This is a genomic window from Ancylobacter oerskovii (assembly GCF_018390555.1).
Classification (GTDB): Bacteria; Pseudomonadota; Alphaproteobacteria; order Rhizobiales; family Xanthobacteraceae; genus Ancylobacter; species Ancylobacter oerskovii.
This window is the reverse complement of sequence record NZ_JAHBGB010000044.1, coordinates 140,326-155,914: the sequence shown is the minus strand read 5'-3', so window position 1 is coordinate 155,914 and position 15,589 is coordinate 140,326. Positions and strand designations below refer to the sequence as shown.

At 66.7% G+C, this 15,589-nt stretch carries 16 protein-coding genes and 1 riboswitch; of the genes, 9 read left to right on the top strand and 7 right to left on the bottom strand.

The features are described 5' to 3' along the window. Positions 1-8 precede the first annotated feature (8 nt). Entirely contained in the window at positions 9-2,390 is a 2,382-nt protein-coding gene (locus KHC19_RS21730) for a phage tail tape measure protein (protein ID WP_213355499.1), read from the top strand. Positions 2,391-2,493: 103 nt separating this feature from the next. Continuing rightward, entirely contained in the window at positions 2,494-3,180 is a 687-nt protein-coding gene (locus KHC19_RS21725; protein ID WP_213355497.1) for an AbiU2 domain-containing protein, read from the top strand. A gap of 9 nt (positions 3,181-3,189) precedes the next feature. On the opposite strand, the gene KHC19_RS21720 is transcribed toward KHC19_RS21725, so the two are convergent. The 6 genes from KHC19_RS21720 to KHC19_RS21695 are packed head-to-tail and all read right to left on the bottom strand — an operon-like array spanning position 3,190 to position 5,223. Further along, positions 3,190-3,465: a hypothetical protein gene (locus KHC19_RS21720; RefSeq protein WP_213355496.1), complete on the bottom strand. Its 276-nt coding sequence runs from the start codon at positions 3,463-3,465 to the stop codon at positions 3,190-3,192. Next, positions 3,462-3,716: a hypothetical protein gene (locus KHC19_RS21715; RefSeq protein ID WP_213355495.1), complete on the bottom strand. Its 255-nt coding sequence runs from the start codon at positions 3,714-3,716 to the stop codon at positions 3,462-3,464. The genes KHC19_RS21720 and KHC19_RS21715 overlap by 4 nt, the downstream gene beginning before the upstream one ends. After that, a complete protein-coding gene (locus tag KHC19_RS21710) occupies positions 3,713-3,961 on the bottom strand; it encodes a DUF6074 family protein (RefSeq protein ID WP_213355494.1) in 249 nt (82 codons plus the stop codon). The genes KHC19_RS21715 and KHC19_RS21710 overlap by 4 nt, the downstream gene beginning before the upstream one ends. Further along, positions 3,948-4,691 (bottom strand): helix-turn-helix domain-containing protein, encoded by a 744-nt coding sequence (locus KHC19_RS21705; RefSeq protein ID WP_213355493.1) that lies wholly within the window; start codon positions 4,689-4,691, stop codon positions 3,948-3,950. The genes KHC19_RS21710 and KHC19_RS21705 overlap by 14 nt, the downstream gene beginning before the upstream one ends. Beyond that, entirely contained in the window at positions 4,688-4,936 is a 249-nt protein-coding gene (locus tag KHC19_RS21700) for a hypothetical protein (RefSeq protein ID WP_213355492.1), read from the bottom strand. Before KHC19_RS21700 ends, KHC19_RS21705 begins: the two co-directional genes overlap by 4 nt. Further along, positions 4,933-5,223, bottom strand: a complete 291-nt coding sequence (locus KHC19_RS21695; RefSeq protein ID WP_213355491.1) for a hypothetical protein — start codon at positions 5,221-5,223, stop codon at positions 4,933-4,935. Before KHC19_RS21695 ends, KHC19_RS21700 begins: the two co-directional genes overlap by 4 nt. Before the next feature lie 297 nt (positions 5,224-5,520). Here KHC19_RS21695 and KHC19_RS21690 point away from each other — a divergent pair, with 297 nt between their 5' ends. Further along, positions 5,521-5,850, top strand: coding sequence for an Arc family DNA-binding protein (locus KHC19_RS21690; protein ID WP_213355489.1), 330 nt, complete (start codon positions 5,521-5,523; stop codon positions 5,848-5,850). Then, positions 5,847-7,094: a tyrosine-type recombinase/integrase gene (locus KHC19_RS21685; protein ID WP_213355487.1), complete on the top strand. Its 1,248-nt coding sequence runs from the start codon at positions 5,847-5,849 to the stop codon at positions 7,092-7,094. Before KHC19_RS21690 ends, KHC19_RS21685 begins: the two co-directional genes overlap by 4 nt. A 317-nt stretch (positions 7,095-7,411) precedes the next feature. Here KHC19_RS21685 and thiC read toward each other — a convergent pair whose 3' ends face one another. After that, positions 7,412-9,232 (bottom strand): phosphomethylpyrimidine synthase ThiC, encoded by a 1,821-nt coding sequence (gene thiC, locus KHC19_RS21680; protein WP_213355486.1) that lies wholly within the window; start codon positions 9,230-9,232, stop codon positions 7,412-7,414. 95 nt (positions 9,233-9,327) lie between these two features. After that, a riboswitch (TPP riboswitch) is annotated at positions 9,328-9,460 on the bottom strand. Between the two features lie 189 nt (positions 9,461-9,649). Between thiC and KHC19_RS21675 the strand changes: the two genes are divergently transcribed. The 5 genes from KHC19_RS21675 to KHC19_RS21655 all read left to right on the top strand — a co-directional run bounded on the left by KHC19_RS21675 (position 9,650) and on the right by KHC19_RS21655 (position 15,528). Beyond that, a complete protein-coding gene (locus KHC19_RS21675; RefSeq protein ID WP_213355485.1) occupies positions 9,650-10,546 on the top strand; it encodes a LysR family transcriptional regulator in 897 nt (298 codons plus the stop codon). 242 nt (positions 10,547-10,788) lie between these two features. After that, positions 10,789-11,283: a RidA family protein gene (locus tag KHC19_RS21670; protein ID WP_213355484.1), complete on the top strand. Its 495-nt coding sequence runs from the start codon at positions 10,789-10,791 to the stop codon at positions 11,281-11,283. A gap of 79 nt (positions 11,284-11,362) precedes the next feature. Further along, positions 11,363-12,484, top strand: coding sequence for an ABC transporter substrate-binding protein (locus KHC19_RS21665; protein WP_213355483.1), 1,122 nt, complete (start codon positions 11,363-11,365; stop codon positions 12,482-12,484). Between the two features lie 252 nt (positions 12,485-12,736). Beyond that, positions 12,737-14,764: an ABC transporter permease gene (locus tag KHC19_RS21660; RefSeq protein ID WP_246549337.1), complete on the top strand. Its 2,028-nt coding sequence runs from the start codon at positions 12,737-12,739 to the stop codon at positions 14,762-14,764. Beyond that, positions 14,761-15,528: an ABC transporter ATP-binding protein gene (locus KHC19_RS21655; RefSeq protein WP_213355482.1), complete on the top strand. Its 768-nt coding sequence runs from the start codon at positions 14,761-14,763 to the stop codon at positions 15,526-15,528. Before KHC19_RS21660 ends, KHC19_RS21655 begins: the two co-directional genes overlap by 4 nt. Positions 15,529-15,589: the final 61 nt, after the last annotated feature.

Here is a 15,589-nt window from a genome sequence, read left to right as displayed (position 1 = left end):
GGATGGCAATGGCCGGCACGAAGGAGGCGGCTCTCCGCCTGCAACTCATCGATGGTGTTTCGGCTCCCGCGAAGGCGGTCTCCGGGGTGCTCGGCAGGCTGGATAAAACGCTGAAGGGCTTCGCGGCTCGCCGGGATGCGGTAAATCAGCGGGTCGATCAGATGCGCGGGCGTATGATCGACGCCACCGCCAGTGCATGGGCGCTGCAACGTGCCCTGTCCGCGCCGATCCAATCCGCTATGGCCTTCGAGAGCGCCATGGCGGACGTCACCAAGGTCGTCGACTTTGGCGGCAACGCCGGCATTGCGGCCTTCAAGAAGGATCTTCTGGACCTCTCCGCCCGGCTTCCGGTGGCGGTGACCGGCCTCGCCCAGATCGCGGCGGCCGCCGGCCAGGCGGGCATCGCCGGTGAGGAACTCGCCAAGTTCACCGAGGGCGCCGCCAAGATCGGCGTGGCCTTCGATATCTCCGCCGGCGCGGCGGGCGATGCCATGGCGAAGCTGCGCACCGGGCTCGGCTACAGCACCGATCAGGTGTTCCGCCTTGCCGACGCGATGAACGAACTCAGCAACCGGCAGGCGTCGAGCGCGAGCGACATCCTCGATTTCGAGACCCGCGTCGGTGCTCAGGCCAAGATGTTCGGGTTCGCTGCGGAACAAGCTGCCGCCTTCGGTTCGGCGATGATCAGCGCTGGCGCAGCGCCGGAGGTGGCGGCCACCAGCTTCAACAATATGGGCCGGGCGCTCACCAAGGGCGCGGCGGCGACCAAGTCGCAGCGGGAAGCCTACAAGGCGTTGGGGCTCGAGGCGAAGGCCGTCGCCAAGGCGATGCAGAAGGATGCCGTCGGCACCACGCTCAACGTCATGGAGCGCATCGCCAAGCTGCCGGCGGAGCGACGGGCGTCGCTCGTCTCGCAGCTGTTCGGCGACGAAGCGCGGGCGCTGGGCCCGCTGCTGACGAACCTGAACCTGATCCGCGAGTCTCTCGGCATCGTCGGCGATGAAGCGACCTATGCCGGCTCGGCGACGCGGGAATATGAGAACCGCAGCAAGACGACCGCGAATGCGGTGCAGCTGTTCCAGAACCGCGTCGAGCGCCTGTCGATCAGCCTGGGCAATGCGCTGCTCCCGGCGATGACCTCCATCATGGACACGCTAGCGCCGATGCTGGATCGGCTGACGGAACTCACCAGCCAATATCCGAAGGTGACGACCGCCATCGTCGCCACCACCGCCGGTCTGGTGGCCTTCCGCATCGCCGCCATCGGAGCTGCCTTCGCCACCGGCATGCTACGTGCCGGCGCGCTCACCGCGGCGATTGTCGGCATGCGCGGTTTGTCCGCAGCGGCGGCGGTCACGGTGGCAGCTCTGGCTCCCTTCCGGGCCGCGCTGATGGCCACTAGCCGTGCCTGGGCTGCCTTCTCGATCGCCGCGCGCATCGGCGGCATCGGCACGGCACTGGCTGCCGTCGGCACGTCGGCGCTGGCGCTGCTCAATCCGCTGAAACTGGCGGCCGGTGCGGTGCGCGTGCTCGGCACGGCGCTGCGCGTCGCCTTCATCGGCTCGGGTGTCGGCGCCATCATCGCCGGCATCGGTGCCGCCGGCGTCCTCATCCACCAGAACTGGGCCGGCATCAGCGAGATGTTCAGCTCGTTCGGCAAATCCTTCATGGCGGCGCTCGGACCGGCGAAGCCGATCGTCGAAGGCTTCGCGACCGCCGTCGCGACGATATGGGAGAAGATCACCGGCATCCTCGGACCGATCGATGAGAGCGGCGCGAAATGGCGGTCGTGGGGCGAGACGCTCGGCGCGCTCGCCGGCGGTGGCGTCGCCTCGCTGATTGCCGGGCTCGAGAAGGTGGCCGGCTGGCTTCGCTCTCTAATGGAACTGGCCGGCACCGCGGCGAAGGCGATCAGCAACGTCTTCTCATCCGGCGGCAGCCCCAACAGCGGCTTCTCGCCGCCGGCGGGCGGCTACAAGCCCGATCCCGGTTGGAATGGGCAGCCGGGCTTGGGAGCAGCGCCGAAGGTCGATGGCACCCGAGCCGACGGCGGTCCAGTAGAGGCCGGAAAGTCCTATCTCGTGGGCGAGCGGGGCCGGGAGATATTCCGGCCGCGCACGGACGGCGACATCATCCCGAACCATCGCCTGAGCGGGAATGCTGGATCACCGGGGCGCCCGGGTGCGGACGGCCGCGATGGCGCGCCGGGACGCGACGGCCAGGACCGCCGGGGTCATGGCGGCGGCCCAATGATCAACATGCCCGTCACCATCAACCTGAAGGGCGGCGCGACCAACTCCGACGCCCAAATGCTGGCTGACGCCCTCGAACGAAGGCTCAATCGCGCCGTCCAGATCGCTTTCGGAGGCGCGAACTACGGAGACAAATGATGCTCATGGGTTAAGCTCAAAGGCCGCTCGAATAGGAAGTGCGCCGATCGATACTCATTTGTATCGTGTATTCTCTTTGAATACGCATCGTGGGGGGGATGACATGTCAGATTCCGCGCAAGATGAAATTGAGCGGCTGGATACATGCCTATACAGAATACATGCAAACATAAATGCAGCGATTGTCGCTCACCACGCGATGGCCGAAGCAAATAAATTGATAATGAGTGGTCATGCAAAGAATGCGGGATTTGTGAAAATCTATAATATAATTCACAGATCTTTGATAATAGACATTATTTTTTGCCTGTCTCGCCTTTTTGAGAAGCCCAATCGTGGCAATTCAGAAAGTTCTGACCATCGAAGCTTCGCTGTTGCGGTCTACCTTCTGAAGAAAGAACGGGTCCAAGAGGTTCTCATCGGTCGAGCCCAATCGGAGACATGGGAGGAGCGGCTGAGGTCCCCGGACGAGGTAAGAGCAGCAATATCCGCAGCCATCGAAACGTATGAGCAGTTTTCAGCATCGTCTGATGGGCAGCAGGCGCTGAGCCGCCTGTCAGCTACCCGCAGTAAGGAACTTGCTCACGACATCAATGAGGTCCCCGACAAACCAGAGTACAAGGAGGTCGATGCTCTCCTCGCTGTTGCGATAAAAATCGGAACGCACATGGTCCTGGCGGTCGAAGGAGCTCGGGCCAACTATGCATGGGAAGGCATCTCGGCAGAGGCACGGCTGTTCTGGACAGGCACCTTTGACTTCATGAGCGGCCGATTAGTTCGACCGCAATAGATCTGCGGTTCAGGTCGTGGGCAGGGGCGGCCACTGCGGCCTATCCTCTGGCGCGGTCGTTTCTATGGTGACGTCGATCAGTTCGCACCCGAACTGGCGAGCGAAGCGCTCGCCGAGCGTGAGGCCTGCCTCGAATTCGCTGGTAAAGCCGATCAGCTGACCGTCCCGCCACAGCATGAAGAGATTGGGGGCCGGCTCGTAGCTGCCGCCACGGACCTGGCCCATCGCTGTCCAGCGGAGCTCGAGCAACTCGCCACGGGACAGGAGGATGGGGCGGTCGTTCATTGCACCGTCGCCCCCGCCTGGCGCTCAGCCTCCGCGAGGCGCAGCAGCATGTCGGCCAGTGCGTCCTTCGCCTCCCGCTCATCTGGGTACATGGCGATGATCTCCACGTCTCCGCCGGGCTGATGGGCGAGGATGGCATGCCGGTGGCGCGGCTCGGCGAGTTCGACCGCGATCATTGCGCCGCCGGGCAGGCTGATGCCTTCGACGGTGACGGCGACAGGGGCGACGATGAATTGTGTTGTCGCGGTCATGCCGTGGCTCCCTGCACCATGGCCGCGCCGACGGCGCGGCGGAAGTCCTCTACCTCGCGGGCGATGATCTCGGGTTCGAGGCCAGCCTTCTCCATCGACCGCCGCATGTCGTTGACGGTGCGCCGCCAATAGGCTTCAACGCCGCGCTTCGTGTGCTGGCTGCTCAGGATCTCCGCCACCCGCTGGATCCGGCCGGTGCGCTTAGCGGCAGGGAACGGGATGATGATGGCGCTACGCTGCGTCATGACGGCCCTCGCGCGCGTGGGGTTCGGAGCAACAGTCACAGTTCTGAATCGCTCCTTCATCGAAACGAGGGACGGTTCCATTAAATGGGACAGTTCCAGAACTGTTACTGTCCATCTGTGTGAAAGAATCCTGCGAAGCAGGTTCGGGTTCATCCTGGTGGTTATAGAGGGCGGATTCCGCCCTGTTGTCAGAGGGCGGATTTAGCCCTGTGACAGCAATCGCGGTCCAATCAGCGGGCGGTACCAAAACATAGGCTCCGCCACGGTAGCTGCGCCCACTTCCGCCGTCCCTTACGCCCCCTAGGGCAATGCTCGCCAGTTCCTGCGGCAGGTCGATCGCCCGCACGCGGCGGATGACGCCAAGGCCGGCGAGCTCCTTCAGCACGCGGCGGACAGTCCTTTCGTCCAGACTGGTGGCGCGCGCGAGGGACGCCTGGCTGGGCCAGCAATAGCCCGTAGGCCCCGCATGACCGAATAGAGCCCCGGCGACGCGGAGACCGCGCTCGGCTATCCGGCGGTCGCGTATGACCGCCGCATGCCATTTGAAGCGATCCGACGATGCCTTCGGCCTGGTATCGCGTAGAACGGCGAGGAATTGTTCGCCGTTCAGGCGATGCCGGGCGGAGAAACGCTCCGCGTCGCCATATGTATGGAAGTCGCTCTCATCGAAGCCGGGCTGCTGGCGGATGACCTCGAGCTCGGCGCGGGCAACAGCAAGAGCGGCGCTCATGCCTCTTCTCCCGCGGCGAGTACCAGCCGTTCGGCCTGCGCGATCATACCGGTGTCGTATCCGAGCCGCCGTAGCTGGGTTGCCCACGGCAGTCGCACCTCTCCGAGGTAAACGGAGACGGTCAGCTGCCCGCGGCCGTCGGGGCGCCGGAGCACCAACTCGGCGGACTCGACCGAGGAGAGCCCGGCGTCGCCGCCGAGAGAAATTGACCGGGTGATTTCCAGACGTGGAAGGCGAGCGCTCATTCGTCGCCCACCGCCATCTCGGGAGCAGTCAACGCCTGGGCTGCGTCGTGAGCCTTCGACAGCAGCCAGAGAACCCGGTCGACCTCATGATCGGCCAACATGCGCCCTCCCTGCCGGAGGTCCGCGCCCTCAAGAATATCCTCAGCGAGCTCGATCGCGATTTTCGCATCGTAACCATGCCCATAAGTGGCATCGGCGAGCTTCGCGAAGCGAGCTTCGGCCGCCTGAGCCTTGTTGCGCCCGACTTCGACAGCAAATTCGACGTCTCGTTCAAGCTGGCTGGTCATCGGGCGGCCTCCCCACGAAAAAAGTTCAGCAGTTGGCTGCGCTCGGCGACCCATCGCCCTCCGATTTGCCTCGCCGGGATCTTGCCCGTCGAGGCCATGTAGTGCGTTTGCCGAAGGCTTCTCCCGATTAGCTTTCCGATCGCTCCGAGACCCCACACCAAATCGAGCTGCTCATCCTTCATGTCCGAACTCATGGAAAATCTCCGTTAACCACGGTGATCACCTAACCACCGTGGTGCATTGCGGTCAAGACCACCGTGGTCCTATGATTGTGCTTTCGTGACACGGGGACCCCGCATGGGAAGAGAAGACCCGCAGCTGAAGTTACGCCTCACCGAAGGTATGAAGGATCGAATCACCGCAGCTGCTCGACAGAACAATCGATCAGTAAATGCCGAGATCGTTGCGCGGCTGGAGGGAAGCTTCTCTTCCTCAATAAGCGGTTTGCCTGCAGACATGCTTCTCCTGCGGGACGCGTTGAGCGCAGAACGGGCGAAGTCCACCGTTTTACGCGAAAACTTCAAGATTTTGGCCAGCCAACTCGCCGGCCCAGCAGGAGAGAACAGTGACGTAGTGGTGAGCGTGATGACCGCCTTGCGGATCCTTGGCTCAAAGGTGCCGGAGTGAGCGTCCGCAAGCGCACTTGGAAAACTGGCAAGGGCGAGGAAAAAACCGCCTGGGTTGTCGATTACGTCGACATGACAGGCGCCCGCCGACTGAAGACCTTCGCCAAGAAGAAGGAGGCGGACGCCTTCTCCGCGACAGCGAGCGTCGAAGTTCGTGCCGGCACTCACGTCGCCGATTCCGCCAGCATCACGGTTGAGAAGGCCGGCGCATTCTGGATCGCCACCGGCGAGGCGGACGGCCTCGAGCGCTCGACGATCGCGCAACGCAAGAACCACTTGGCGAAGTACGTCGTCCCTCTGCTCGGCAAGACGCTGGTCAGCAAGCTGACAGTCCCCCTCGTGCGCAAGTTCGAAGATGACCTACGCGAGCAGGGCACTTCCGCTGCGATGATCAAGAAGGTCGTTGTCAGCCTTGGATCCATCATCGCCGACGCTCAGGAACGCGGCCTTGCCACCAAAAACCCCGTTCGCGACATGCGAGCCAAACGGGGCGGCAGCAAGCGTCGCGTAGAGGCGCGCCAGAAGCGCAAGCTCGTGGTCGGCGTGGATATCCCTACGCCGGCTGAGGTGCGGGCTCTGCTCAACGCCGTCGCGGGCCGGTGGCGCCCCTTGCTGATCACAGCCGTCTTCACCGGCATGCGGGCATCGGAACTGCGCGGCTTGCGATGGCAGGACGTAGATCTTGAGAAGCGAGTCGTCCGCGTGCGGCAGCGCGCGGACGAGTTCGGGCAGATCGGAGCGCCGAAGTCCGAAGCTGGCGAGCGCGACATCCCGCTCCCGCCGATCGTGGTCAATACGCTGAAGGAGTGGCGCCTTGCATGCCCTCGTCGCCAGACCGGCAGGACCGACGACGCTGGCCAGCCGGTGACGGAGCTCTACCTCGTGTTTCCCAATGGTGCGGGGAACGTCGAGAACCACAAGAATATTCTTCGACGCGGCCTCGAGCCGGCGCTGGTCAAGGCCGGCGTGTCGGTTCCTAGTGGCGAAACCGACAAGGACGGTCAGCCGATCATGGCCGCGAAGTACGGCGGGCTACATGCCCTCCGGCACTTCCATGCGTCCTGGCTGATCAATCGGCCACGTGACGGCGGGCTCGGATTGCCCCTCAAGGTCGTGCAGGAGCGGATGGGGCACGCCTCGATCACCATGACGGCAGACGTCTACGGCCACCTCTTTCCGAGGGCGGACGACGCCGACGAATTGGCTGCTGCCGAGAGTGCACTGCTCGGATCGAGCGCGACATAGACGCGACACGATCCAAAAAACTCGTTATAGATCAGTAATCCACTCAGGCATCATAATCCTGGGGTCGGGGGTTCAAGTCCCTCCTCCGCTACCACCCTCCTCCCGGTGGGTTCGTTGCCCGCATCCCCGACAATCGCAGCCTCTCGGACGGCGGGCAGGAGCCGTGGCGGCGATCAGTCCGCGTGCCGGCCTTGCCGAACGGTGCGACGCCCGGCCCATCATGCCGCGCCGCCCGCCGCCGCGACGCCGATGCCCCTCGCGATGCATCGGCGTCACGTCCTGCCTCTCTTTGCCCTGCCGGCGACCGGCCGGCGCCTTCAGGGCACCGGCAGATAGAGCTGGCCGGCCTCGCGATATTTCTCCGCCATTGCCGCCATGCCCTCCTTCTGCGCTTCCGCCCGGATATCGTGGGAAATGCGCATGGAGCAGAATTTCGGCCCGCACATCGAGCAGAAATGCGCGACCTTGTGCGCCTCCTTCGGCAGCGTCTCGTCATGGAAGGCGCGGGCGGTCTCCGGGTCCAGCGCCAGGTTGAACTGGTCCTCCCAGCGGAACTCGAAGCGCGCACGCGACAGGGCGTCGTCGCGCAGCCGCGCCGCCGGGTGCCCCTTGGCGAGATCGGCGGCGTGGGCGGCGATCTTGTAGGTGATCACCCCGGTCTTCACGTCGTCGCGGTCCGGCAAGCCGAGATGCTCCTTCGGCGTCACGTAGCAGAGCATCGCGGTGCCGAACCAGCCGATCATCGCCGCGCCGATGCCGGAGGTGATGTGGTCGTAGCCCGGCGCGATGTCGGTGGTCAGCGGCCCGAGCGTATAGAACGGCGCCTCGCCGCAGACGGCGAGCTGCTTGTCCATATTGGCCTTGATCTTGTGCATCGGCACATGGCCGGGGCCTTCGATCATCACCTGGCAATCCCTCGCCCAGGCGATTTTCGTCAGCTCGCCCAGCGTCTCCAGCTCGGCGAACTGCGCCGCGTCGTTGGCGTCGGCGATCGAGCCCGGCCGCAGCCCGTCGCCCAGCGAGAAGGCGACGTCATAGGCGCGGCAGATGTCGCAGATCTCCTCGAAATGCTCGTAGAGGAAGCTCTCCCGGTGATGGGCGAGACACCACTTGGCCATGATCGAGCCGCCGCGCGAGACGATGCCGGTCACCCGGCCGGCGGTGAGCGGCACATAGGGCAGCCGCACCCCGGCGTGGATGGTGAAATAGTCCACCCCCTGCTCGGCCTGCTCGATCAGCGTGTCGCGGAACACCTCCCACGAAAGCTCCTCGGCGATGCCACCGACCTTCTCCAGCGCCTGGTAGAGCGGCACGGTGCCGATCGGCACCGGCGCGTTGCGCAGGATCCAGTCGCGGATGTTGTGGATGTTGCGGCCGGTGGAAAGGTCCATCACCGTGTCGGCGCCCCAGCGTATCGCCCACACCATCTTCTCCACCTCTTCCGCCATGGAGGAGGTGACGGCGGAATTGCCGATATTGGCGTTGATCTTGACGAGGAAGTTGCGGCCGATCGCCATCGGCTCGCTCTCGGGATGGTTGATGTTGGCGGGGATGATCGCCCGCCCGCGCGCCACTTCCTCGCGCACGAATTCCGGCGTGACGGCATCGGGGATCGCCGCGCCGAAGCTCTCGCCGTCGCGTTCGCATGCCGCGCGCATGGCGTCGCGGCCGAGATTCTCGCGGATGGCGACGAATTCCATCTCCGGGGTCACGATGCCGGCACGCGCATAGGCGAGCTGCGTCACCGCCCGTCCGCCGGTCGCCTTCAGCGGCCGGTGCCGCACCGGAAAGGGCGGGGTGAGCCGCTCCTCGCTGACGAAGCCGTTATCCTCCGGCCGGACCGCCCGCCCCTCATAGGCGGCGACGTCGCCGCGGGCCGTGATCCACCCGGCGCGCAGGCGCAGCAGCCCTTCGTCGATGGCGATCCGCGCGGCGGGATCGGTATAGGGACCGGAGGCGTCGTAGACCGTCACCGGCGGCTCGCCGGCGCTGGGATGCAGGGCGATCTCGCGCATCGGCACCCGCAGGGACGGATGCAGCGCGCCCGGCTTGAACACCTTCGTCGATGCCGGCAGCGGGCCGGTGGTGACGAGGGGGGAGGCGATGGTCGGCGTCTTGGTGTCGTTGAAGGTCGTCATCGGTCGAGGCTCCTCGCGAAACGCATGGAGACCCAGCTCTGACAGGAAGGATGAAGGAGGACTCCCCGCGCAAAGGGGAGACCGGCCGCGCTCGCCGCGACGCATCCGCACCGTCCCTACGCCAGTATGAACTGGATCAGGTTCAACGGGTCACTGCGCCGCGACGCCCGCGATGGAGCGCAACCAGCAGTATCTCAGCCCCTTGCCGGGACCCCCCTGGTGAATGCGGCGAGCCTGCGCACTGGCGAGGCCCCTGTCAAGCCGGCGCCCCCCGCCCGCGGCGGCGACGGCAGGCGTGCCGCGTGCCCTTCGCCGCGCGACACCTGCGGCCGGAGCTCTGCTACAGTCGCCGGCGAACGCGGCCACCGGCGAGCGGACGGAAGGCTCCCGCCGGCAACAGCTTGAGTAAGACGACCAATGGATACGCGGCATCTCGAAGCCTTCCGCGCCGTCTACGAGAACGGCTCGATGAGCGCGGCGGCGGCGGTGCTGCGCAAGTCGCAGCCGGCGATCAGCAACCTCATCGCCCGGCTGGAGGACGAGATCGGCCTCCAGCTGTTCCACCGTGCCCATGGGCGGCTGGAGGCGACGCCGGAGGCCGAGACCTTCTTCGCCGCCATCGTGCGCACGCTCGATTCGATGGACCGCACGCTGGCGATCTCGCGCAACCTCAAGGGCTTGTCCTCGGCGACGCTGCTCATCGCCTCGCCGCCCGGCCTTGCCACCTATCTGCTGCCGCCGATCATCGCCGACGTGCTGAAGGAGAATGCCGGCGCCACCGCGCGCTTCATCACCCGCCCCTCCTATGCGGTGAGGGACCTCGGCACCATCGGCGCCTTCGACGTCGGCTTTGCCGAGCTGCCCATCGACATCCACGTCGCCTCGCTGGAGCTGTTCGAGGTCGGCTGCATGTGCGTGATGCGCGCCGACCATCCGCTGGCGGGGGAAAAGGTGGTCGGGCCGGCCCAGCTCGATTCCATGCCCTTCGTCACCCTGTTTCCCGAGCACATCACCCACATCGCCGCCGCCGAGGCGTTCTTCGAGGCGCAGGCGCACTGGAACGTGGTGGCGGAAGTGGAATTCTTCGGCTCCGCCTGCGTGCTGGTGCGCGAGCTCGGCGCCGCCACGCTGGTGGATCCCGCCACCGCCCGCTTCTTCCAGACCACGGGGCTCGTCGCCGTCCCGTTCCGCCCTTTTCTGCCCTATCGCTTCGGCATGTTCCGCCCCAGCACCCGCCCGCCCTCGCGCATCTCGGTGGCCTTCATGGACCGCTTCCGCCGCGCCATCGCGCCCGATCTGCTGCCCGCGCGCTGACATCGCGCGCAGTTGCCACCGGCGACGCCCAAAGTTGGGGCATCCGCATGCCGGCTCGCCCACCCTCCGCACGACGGCGCGCGATCGGCCTGCCGCCGCCCCGGCCGCGCCGCGCGGAAACCGCGCGCGCTTCCGAGGCTATAACTTTGCTTTATGGACAATCGTATATTTTACATTTGACGCAACAACGAATTCGAAGGGAGATCGAGCGCACGAGCTGTTGGCGTGAACGAGGTGCAGCAATGAGCGTGTCGGCGATGCAGCGGGTGGCGGAGCTCGGTCTCGTCATCCCTTCGGCCGGGGGCGGGACGGATTATTACGGCCAGCTCTACGGCAAGATGAAGCCGCATTATCTGAGCGACAGGCTGCTCTTCCTCTCCGGCCAGACCGCCGGCGTGGATGCCTCCGGCAAGGTGCTGTATCCCGGCCGCCTCGGCCGCGACCTCACCGTGGAGGAAGGCTACCAGGCCGCCCGTCTCACCGCGCTGAACTGCCTCGGCTGCATCCTCGATGCGGTCGGCGACCTCGGCCGCGTCAAGGGCCTGGTGCGCTCGCTCAACTTCGTTGCCTGCGACCCGTCCTTCACCCAGCCGCACCGGGTGGCGAGCGGCTTGTCGGACCTGTTCGAGCAGGTGTTCGGCCCCGAGATCGGCGTCGGCGGGCGCGCCTCCATCGGCGTGATGTCGCTGGCCGACGACTATTGCTTCGAAACCTGGATGACGGTCGAGCTTCACTGATCATCCGGCCGCCGGACCCACGACCCAGAACAAGGCAGCGTGCGGCAAACGCACGATCTTCCCCCAGAGGAGAACACGCATGACGGTCAAACGCATCGCCGCTGCCCTTGTCGGCATCGGCCTCCTGGCCTCGCCCGGCCATGCCCGGGCGGAGGAGATCACCATCGGCTTCACCGCCGCGCTGTCCGGCGACTTCGCCGCCTTCGGCCTCAACATGCGCAAGGGCCTCGACCTTGCGGTGGCCGAGCTCAACAAGAAGGGCGGCGCCACCTACAGGATCGACGCGGTGGACGACCGCGGCGAGGCGCGCGAGGGCGTGCTGATCGCCCAGCGCTTCTGCTCCGACAAGAATGTCGACGTGGTGATGGGCTATTCCTTCTCCTCCATCGCGCTGGCCGCCATGCCGGTGTTCACCGAGTGCAAGCTGCCGGTGCTCGCCTCGGCGGTCACCAGCCCGGCGCTGTCGAATGTCAGCCCGTATTTCCGCCGCAACGTGCTCACCGATGCGGTGCAGGGCGCCATGGCCGGCGCCTATGCGGCCAGGACGCTGGGGCTCAAGTCGATCTACGTGCTCAACCAGCAGGACGATTACGGCATCGGCATCGCCAAGTCGTTCTCCGAGGCGGCCGAGAAGGGCGGCGCCAAGGTCGTCGGCAGCGAATCCTACCTTCTCGGCGCCAAGGACTTCCGCACCCTGCTCACCAAGGTGCGCGCGGCCAGGCCGGAGGCGATCTTCATCGGCGGCTTCTACACCGAGGCGGCGAAGATCGCCGAGCAGGCCCGCGCGCTTGGCATCAAGGCGCAGATCCTGTCGACGGACGGCGCGCTCAATGTCGATCTGGTGAAGCTCGGCCGCGATGCCGTCGAGGGCATGATCGTCTACGGCATGTTCGATCCGGCGGTCGCCACCCCGGCGACGGAGGCGTTCCTCTCGGCCTACAAGGCCGCCTACAAGGAGGACCCGAGCGCCTGGGCGGCGCTGGGCTACGATGCCGGCATGACGCTCGGCGCCGCCGCCGATCTCGCCGCCAAGGACGGCCCGGTGACGCGCGAGAGCCTCAACGCCGCCTTCGGCAAGCTGAAGGACGTGCCCGGCGTCACCGGCCCGACGAGCTTCGCCCCCAGCGGCGACCGCGCCGGCGCGCTGTATTTCCTCGCCGTGAAGGACGGCAAGTTCGGCCTGGCGCCGAAGCAGCCCTGAGGACGTGACGGCCGGGCGGCAGGCGGAGGTCTCCACCGCCGCCTCCCGGACAACGGTGGAGGCAGGAGATGCTCCCTCTCCCCGCCGGGGAGAGGGGTGGGGTGAGGGGCCTTCCTGGCTTCCCAGTGTCGTCCCCCCTCACCGACCCGCTACGCGGGCCACCTCTCCCCGACGGGGAGAGGAAAAAAGTGAGGAGCCTTCTCCTGTAAGCCCCCTCATCATCGACGCCCCCGCCGGACCACACGAAGAGGCATGATGGACTATTTCGGGCAGCTATTGGCGAACGGTCTGGTGCTCGGGGCGATCTACGCCCTCACCGCGGTGGCGTTCACGCTGGTCTATGGCGTGGTGCGGCTGGTGAACTTCGCTTTCGGCGAATTGTTCATGCTCGGCGCCTTCCTCACCACCTCGCTGATGCTGCCGGAGGTGCGGCTGCTCGGCACGGTGGTGCCGATGCCCGGCTTCCCGCTGCCCATCGCCGCGCTCGGCGCCATCGTCGTCACCGGGATCATCGGCGTCGTCGTCGACCGCATCGCCTACCGGCCGCTGCGCAACGCCCCGCGCCTTGCCCCGCTCATCACCTCCATCGCCGTGTCGGTGGTGCTGCAGAGCCTCGCCCAGACCATCTGGGGCGCCGAAGAGCTGCGCTTCCCGCAATTCTACCTCGCCACCCTCGAGCCGGTGGTGCTGTTCGATTCCATCTATCTATCGGTGATGGACCTGGTGGTGATGGCCACGGCCATCGTCGCCATGCTCGGCCTGTCGCTGTTCATCGCCCGCTCCTCGCTCGGCCGCGCCATGCGCGCCAGCGCCGAGGACCAGACGGCGGCGATGCTGGTCGGCATCCCCGTCAACCGGGTGGTGGCGGCCGCCTTCGCCATCGGCTCCGGCTTCGCGGCGCTGGCCGGCCTGCTCTATGCGCAGACCTACGGCTTCGCCCATTCCAGCATGGGCTTCCTGCCCGGGCTGAAAGCGCTCACCGCCGCCGTGCTCGGCGGCATCGGCTCGGTGCCCGGCGCGGCGCTGGGCGGGCTGATCCTCGGCCTCGTCGAGGCGCTGGGCGCCGGCTACCTGCCGAACGGCACCGCCTGGAAGGACGCCATCAGCTTCGTGCTGCTGGTCGGCCTGCTCTATCTGCGCCCGCAGGGCCTGCTCGGCCGGCCGGAGCTCAATTCCGCCGGACGCGGCAGCCTGCTCGGCGGCGCCTCGTCGGCTGGCGTCGGCTGGCTGCAGGCCGTCTTCGCCCGTTTCGATGCGCTGCTGACCCGCGGCGCGGCCGCCGGCACCCCGGCGGCGTTCGGCCTGCTGGCGGTCGCGGTCGTCGTCGGGCTCATGGTGCCGTCCGACTACTGGCTGCGCATCCTCACCATGGTGGTGATCTACGGCATGCTGGCGAGCGGGCTCAACGTCATCGTCGGCTTCGCCGGGCTGCTCGATCTCGGCTTCGTCGCCTTCTGGGCGGTCGGCTCCTACCTCACCTCGATCCTGTTCGTGCTGGTGCTGAAGGACGGCTACGGCATCGCCCCGCAGGAGGTGTGGTGGCTGCTCTATCTCAACCTGCCGCTCGCCGGCCTGCTGGCCGCCGGCTTCGCGGTGCTCTTGGGCACGCCGACGCTGAAGCTGCGCGGCGACTACCTCGCCATCATGACGCTGGGCTTCGGCGAGATCGTCCGCGTGGTCGCCATCAACTGGATGGACCTGACCAACGGCCCGATGGGCATTCGCGGCATCCCGGCGCCCAACCTGTTCGGCATCTCGCTCGGCTCGCCACGCGCGCAGTTCTTCTTCGCCCTCGCGCTCGCGGTCGTCGTGGTGTTCGCGGTCGCCCGGCTGGTGCGCTCCTATGTCGGCCGTGCCTGGGTGGCGATCCGCGAGGACGAGGAGGCGGCCGAGGCGATGGGCGTGCCCACCGCCCGCTACAAGCTCTATGCCTATGCCGCGAGCGGCTTCGTCGGTGGCTTCGTCGGCGTGTTCTACGCCCACTCGCAGCAATATATCAGCCCGCTGAACTTCAGCCTGTTCGAGAACATCCTCCTGCTGATGCTGGTGGTGCTGGGCGGGCTCGGCACCTTCATCGGGCCGTTCGTCGGCGCGCTGATCTGGATCGCGTTCCTGCAGCTCGCCCTCGACCTGCCCTTCGTGCAGGCCTATCCCGAGACCCGCTTCGCGCTGCTCGGCGTGGTGCTCATCGTGCTGATGGTGTTCCGCCCGCAGGGCCTCGCCGCCAGCGCCCGCGTCGGCCTCACCATGCCCGGCGCGCGGGCGAAGGAGGCAGCATGACGGCTCTCCTCGAAGCCCGGCAGGTGGTCGTCCGCTTCGGCGGGCTGGAGGCGGTCGGCGGCCTCGACATGGCGGTCGCGCGCGGCGCCATCCACGGCCTCATCGGCCCGAACGGCGCCGGCAAGACCACGGTGCTGAACGTGCTCACCGGCTTCATCCGCCCGACCGCCGGGCGCCTCGTCTTCGACGGCGAGGAAATCGGCGGGTTGAACGTCAACGGCTTCGCCCGGCGCGGCCTCGCCCGCACCTTCCAGAACATCCGCCTGTTCGGCGCCATGACGGTGCTGGAGAGCGTGCTGGTGGGCGCGCATCAGCGGTTTTCCTCTTCGGCGCCGGCGCTGATTTTCGGCGGCCGCGCCGCGCGCGCCGCCGAGCGGGCGATGATCGCCCGCGCCCATGAGCTGCTCACCTTCGTCGGGCTGGGGCGCGAGGTGGTCGACCGCGTCGCCACCACCCTCTCCTATGGCCACCAGCGCCGGGTGGAGATCGCCCGCGCGCTGATGTCCTCGCCCAAGCTGCTGCTGCTCGACGAGCCGCTCGCCGGCATGAACGCGCTGGAGAAGCAGGAGATCGCCGATCTGGTCCGGCAGGTACGGGCGCAGGGCATCGCCGTGCTGCTGATCGAGCACGACATGCAGATCGTCCGCAGCCTCTGCGATCACCTGACGGTGCTGGAATACGGAAAACGGCTCGCCGATGGCGCGCCGGAGAAGGTGCTGTCCGATCCGGCGGTGCAGGCCGCCTATCTCGGCCGGACGAGGTGAGCCCGATGACGCAAACTGGCCCCATCGTCCACCCCACGCTACACGCCGAGCGGCCGGTCGA

What these genes read in the sequence shown, in the direction of transcription:
- KHC19_RS21730 (WP_213355499.1), top strand. Translation starts at nt 9, where the DNA reads ATGGCCGGCACGAAGGAGGCGGCTCTCCGCCTGCAACTCATCGATGGT.
- KHC19_RS21720 (WP_213355496.1), bottom strand. Translation starts at nt 3,465, where the DNA reads ATGAACGACCGCCCCATCCTCCTGTCCCGTGGCGAGTTGCTCGAGCTC.
- KHC19_RS21655 (WP_213355482.1), top strand. Translation starts at nt 14,761, where the DNA reads ATGACGGCTCTCCTCGAAGCCCGGCAGGTGGTCGTCCGCTTCGGCGGG.
- KHC19_RS21705 (WP_213355493.1), bottom strand. Translation starts at nt 4,691, where the DNA reads ATGAGCGCCGCTCTTGCTGTTGCCCGCGCCGAGCTCGAGGTCATCCGC.
- thiC (WP_213355486.1), bottom strand. Translation starts at nt 9,232, where the DNA reads ATGACGACCTTCAACGACACCAAGACGCCGACCATCGCCTCCCCCCTC.
- KHC19_RS21675 (WP_213355485.1), top strand. Translation starts at nt 9,650, where the DNA reads ATGGATACGCGGCATCTCGAAGCCTTCCGCGCCGTCTACGAGAACGGC.
- KHC19_RS21710 (WP_213355494.1), bottom strand. Translation starts at nt 3,961, where the DNA reads ATGACGCAGCGTAGCGCCATCATCATCCCGTTCCCTGCCGCTAAGCGC.
- KHC19_RS21660 (WP_246549337.1), top strand. Translation starts at nt 12,737, where the DNA reads ATGATGGACTATTTCGGGCAGCTATTGGCGAACGGTCTGGTGCTCGGG.
- KHC19_RS21715 (WP_213355495.1), bottom strand. Translation starts at nt 3,716, where the DNA reads ATGACCGCGACAACACAATTCATCGTCGCCCCTGTCGCCGTCACCGTC.
- KHC19_RS21695 (WP_213355491.1), bottom strand. Translation starts at nt 5,223, where the DNA reads ATGACCAGCCAGCTTGAACGAGACGTCGAATTTGCTGTCGAAGTCGGG.
- KHC19_RS21700 (WP_213355492.1), bottom strand. Translation starts at nt 4,936, where the DNA reads ATGAGCGCTCGCCTTCCACGTCTGGAAATCACCCGGTCAATTTCTCTC.
- KHC19_RS21725 (WP_213355497.1), top strand. Translation starts at nt 2,494, where the DNA reads ATGTCAGATTCCGCGCAAGATGAAATTGAGCGGCTGGATACATGCCTA.
- KHC19_RS21670 (WP_213355484.1), top strand. Translation starts at nt 10,789, where the DNA reads ATGAGCGTGTCGGCGATGCAGCGGGTGGCGGAGCTCGGTCTCGTCATC.
- KHC19_RS21665 (WP_213355483.1), top strand. Translation starts at nt 11,363, where the DNA reads ATGACGGTCAAACGCATCGCCGCTGCCCTTGTCGGCATCGGCCTCCTG.
- KHC19_RS21690 (WP_213355489.1), top strand. Translation starts at nt 5,521, where the DNA reads ATGGGAAGAGAAGACCCGCAGCTGAAGTTACGCCTCACCGAAGGTATG.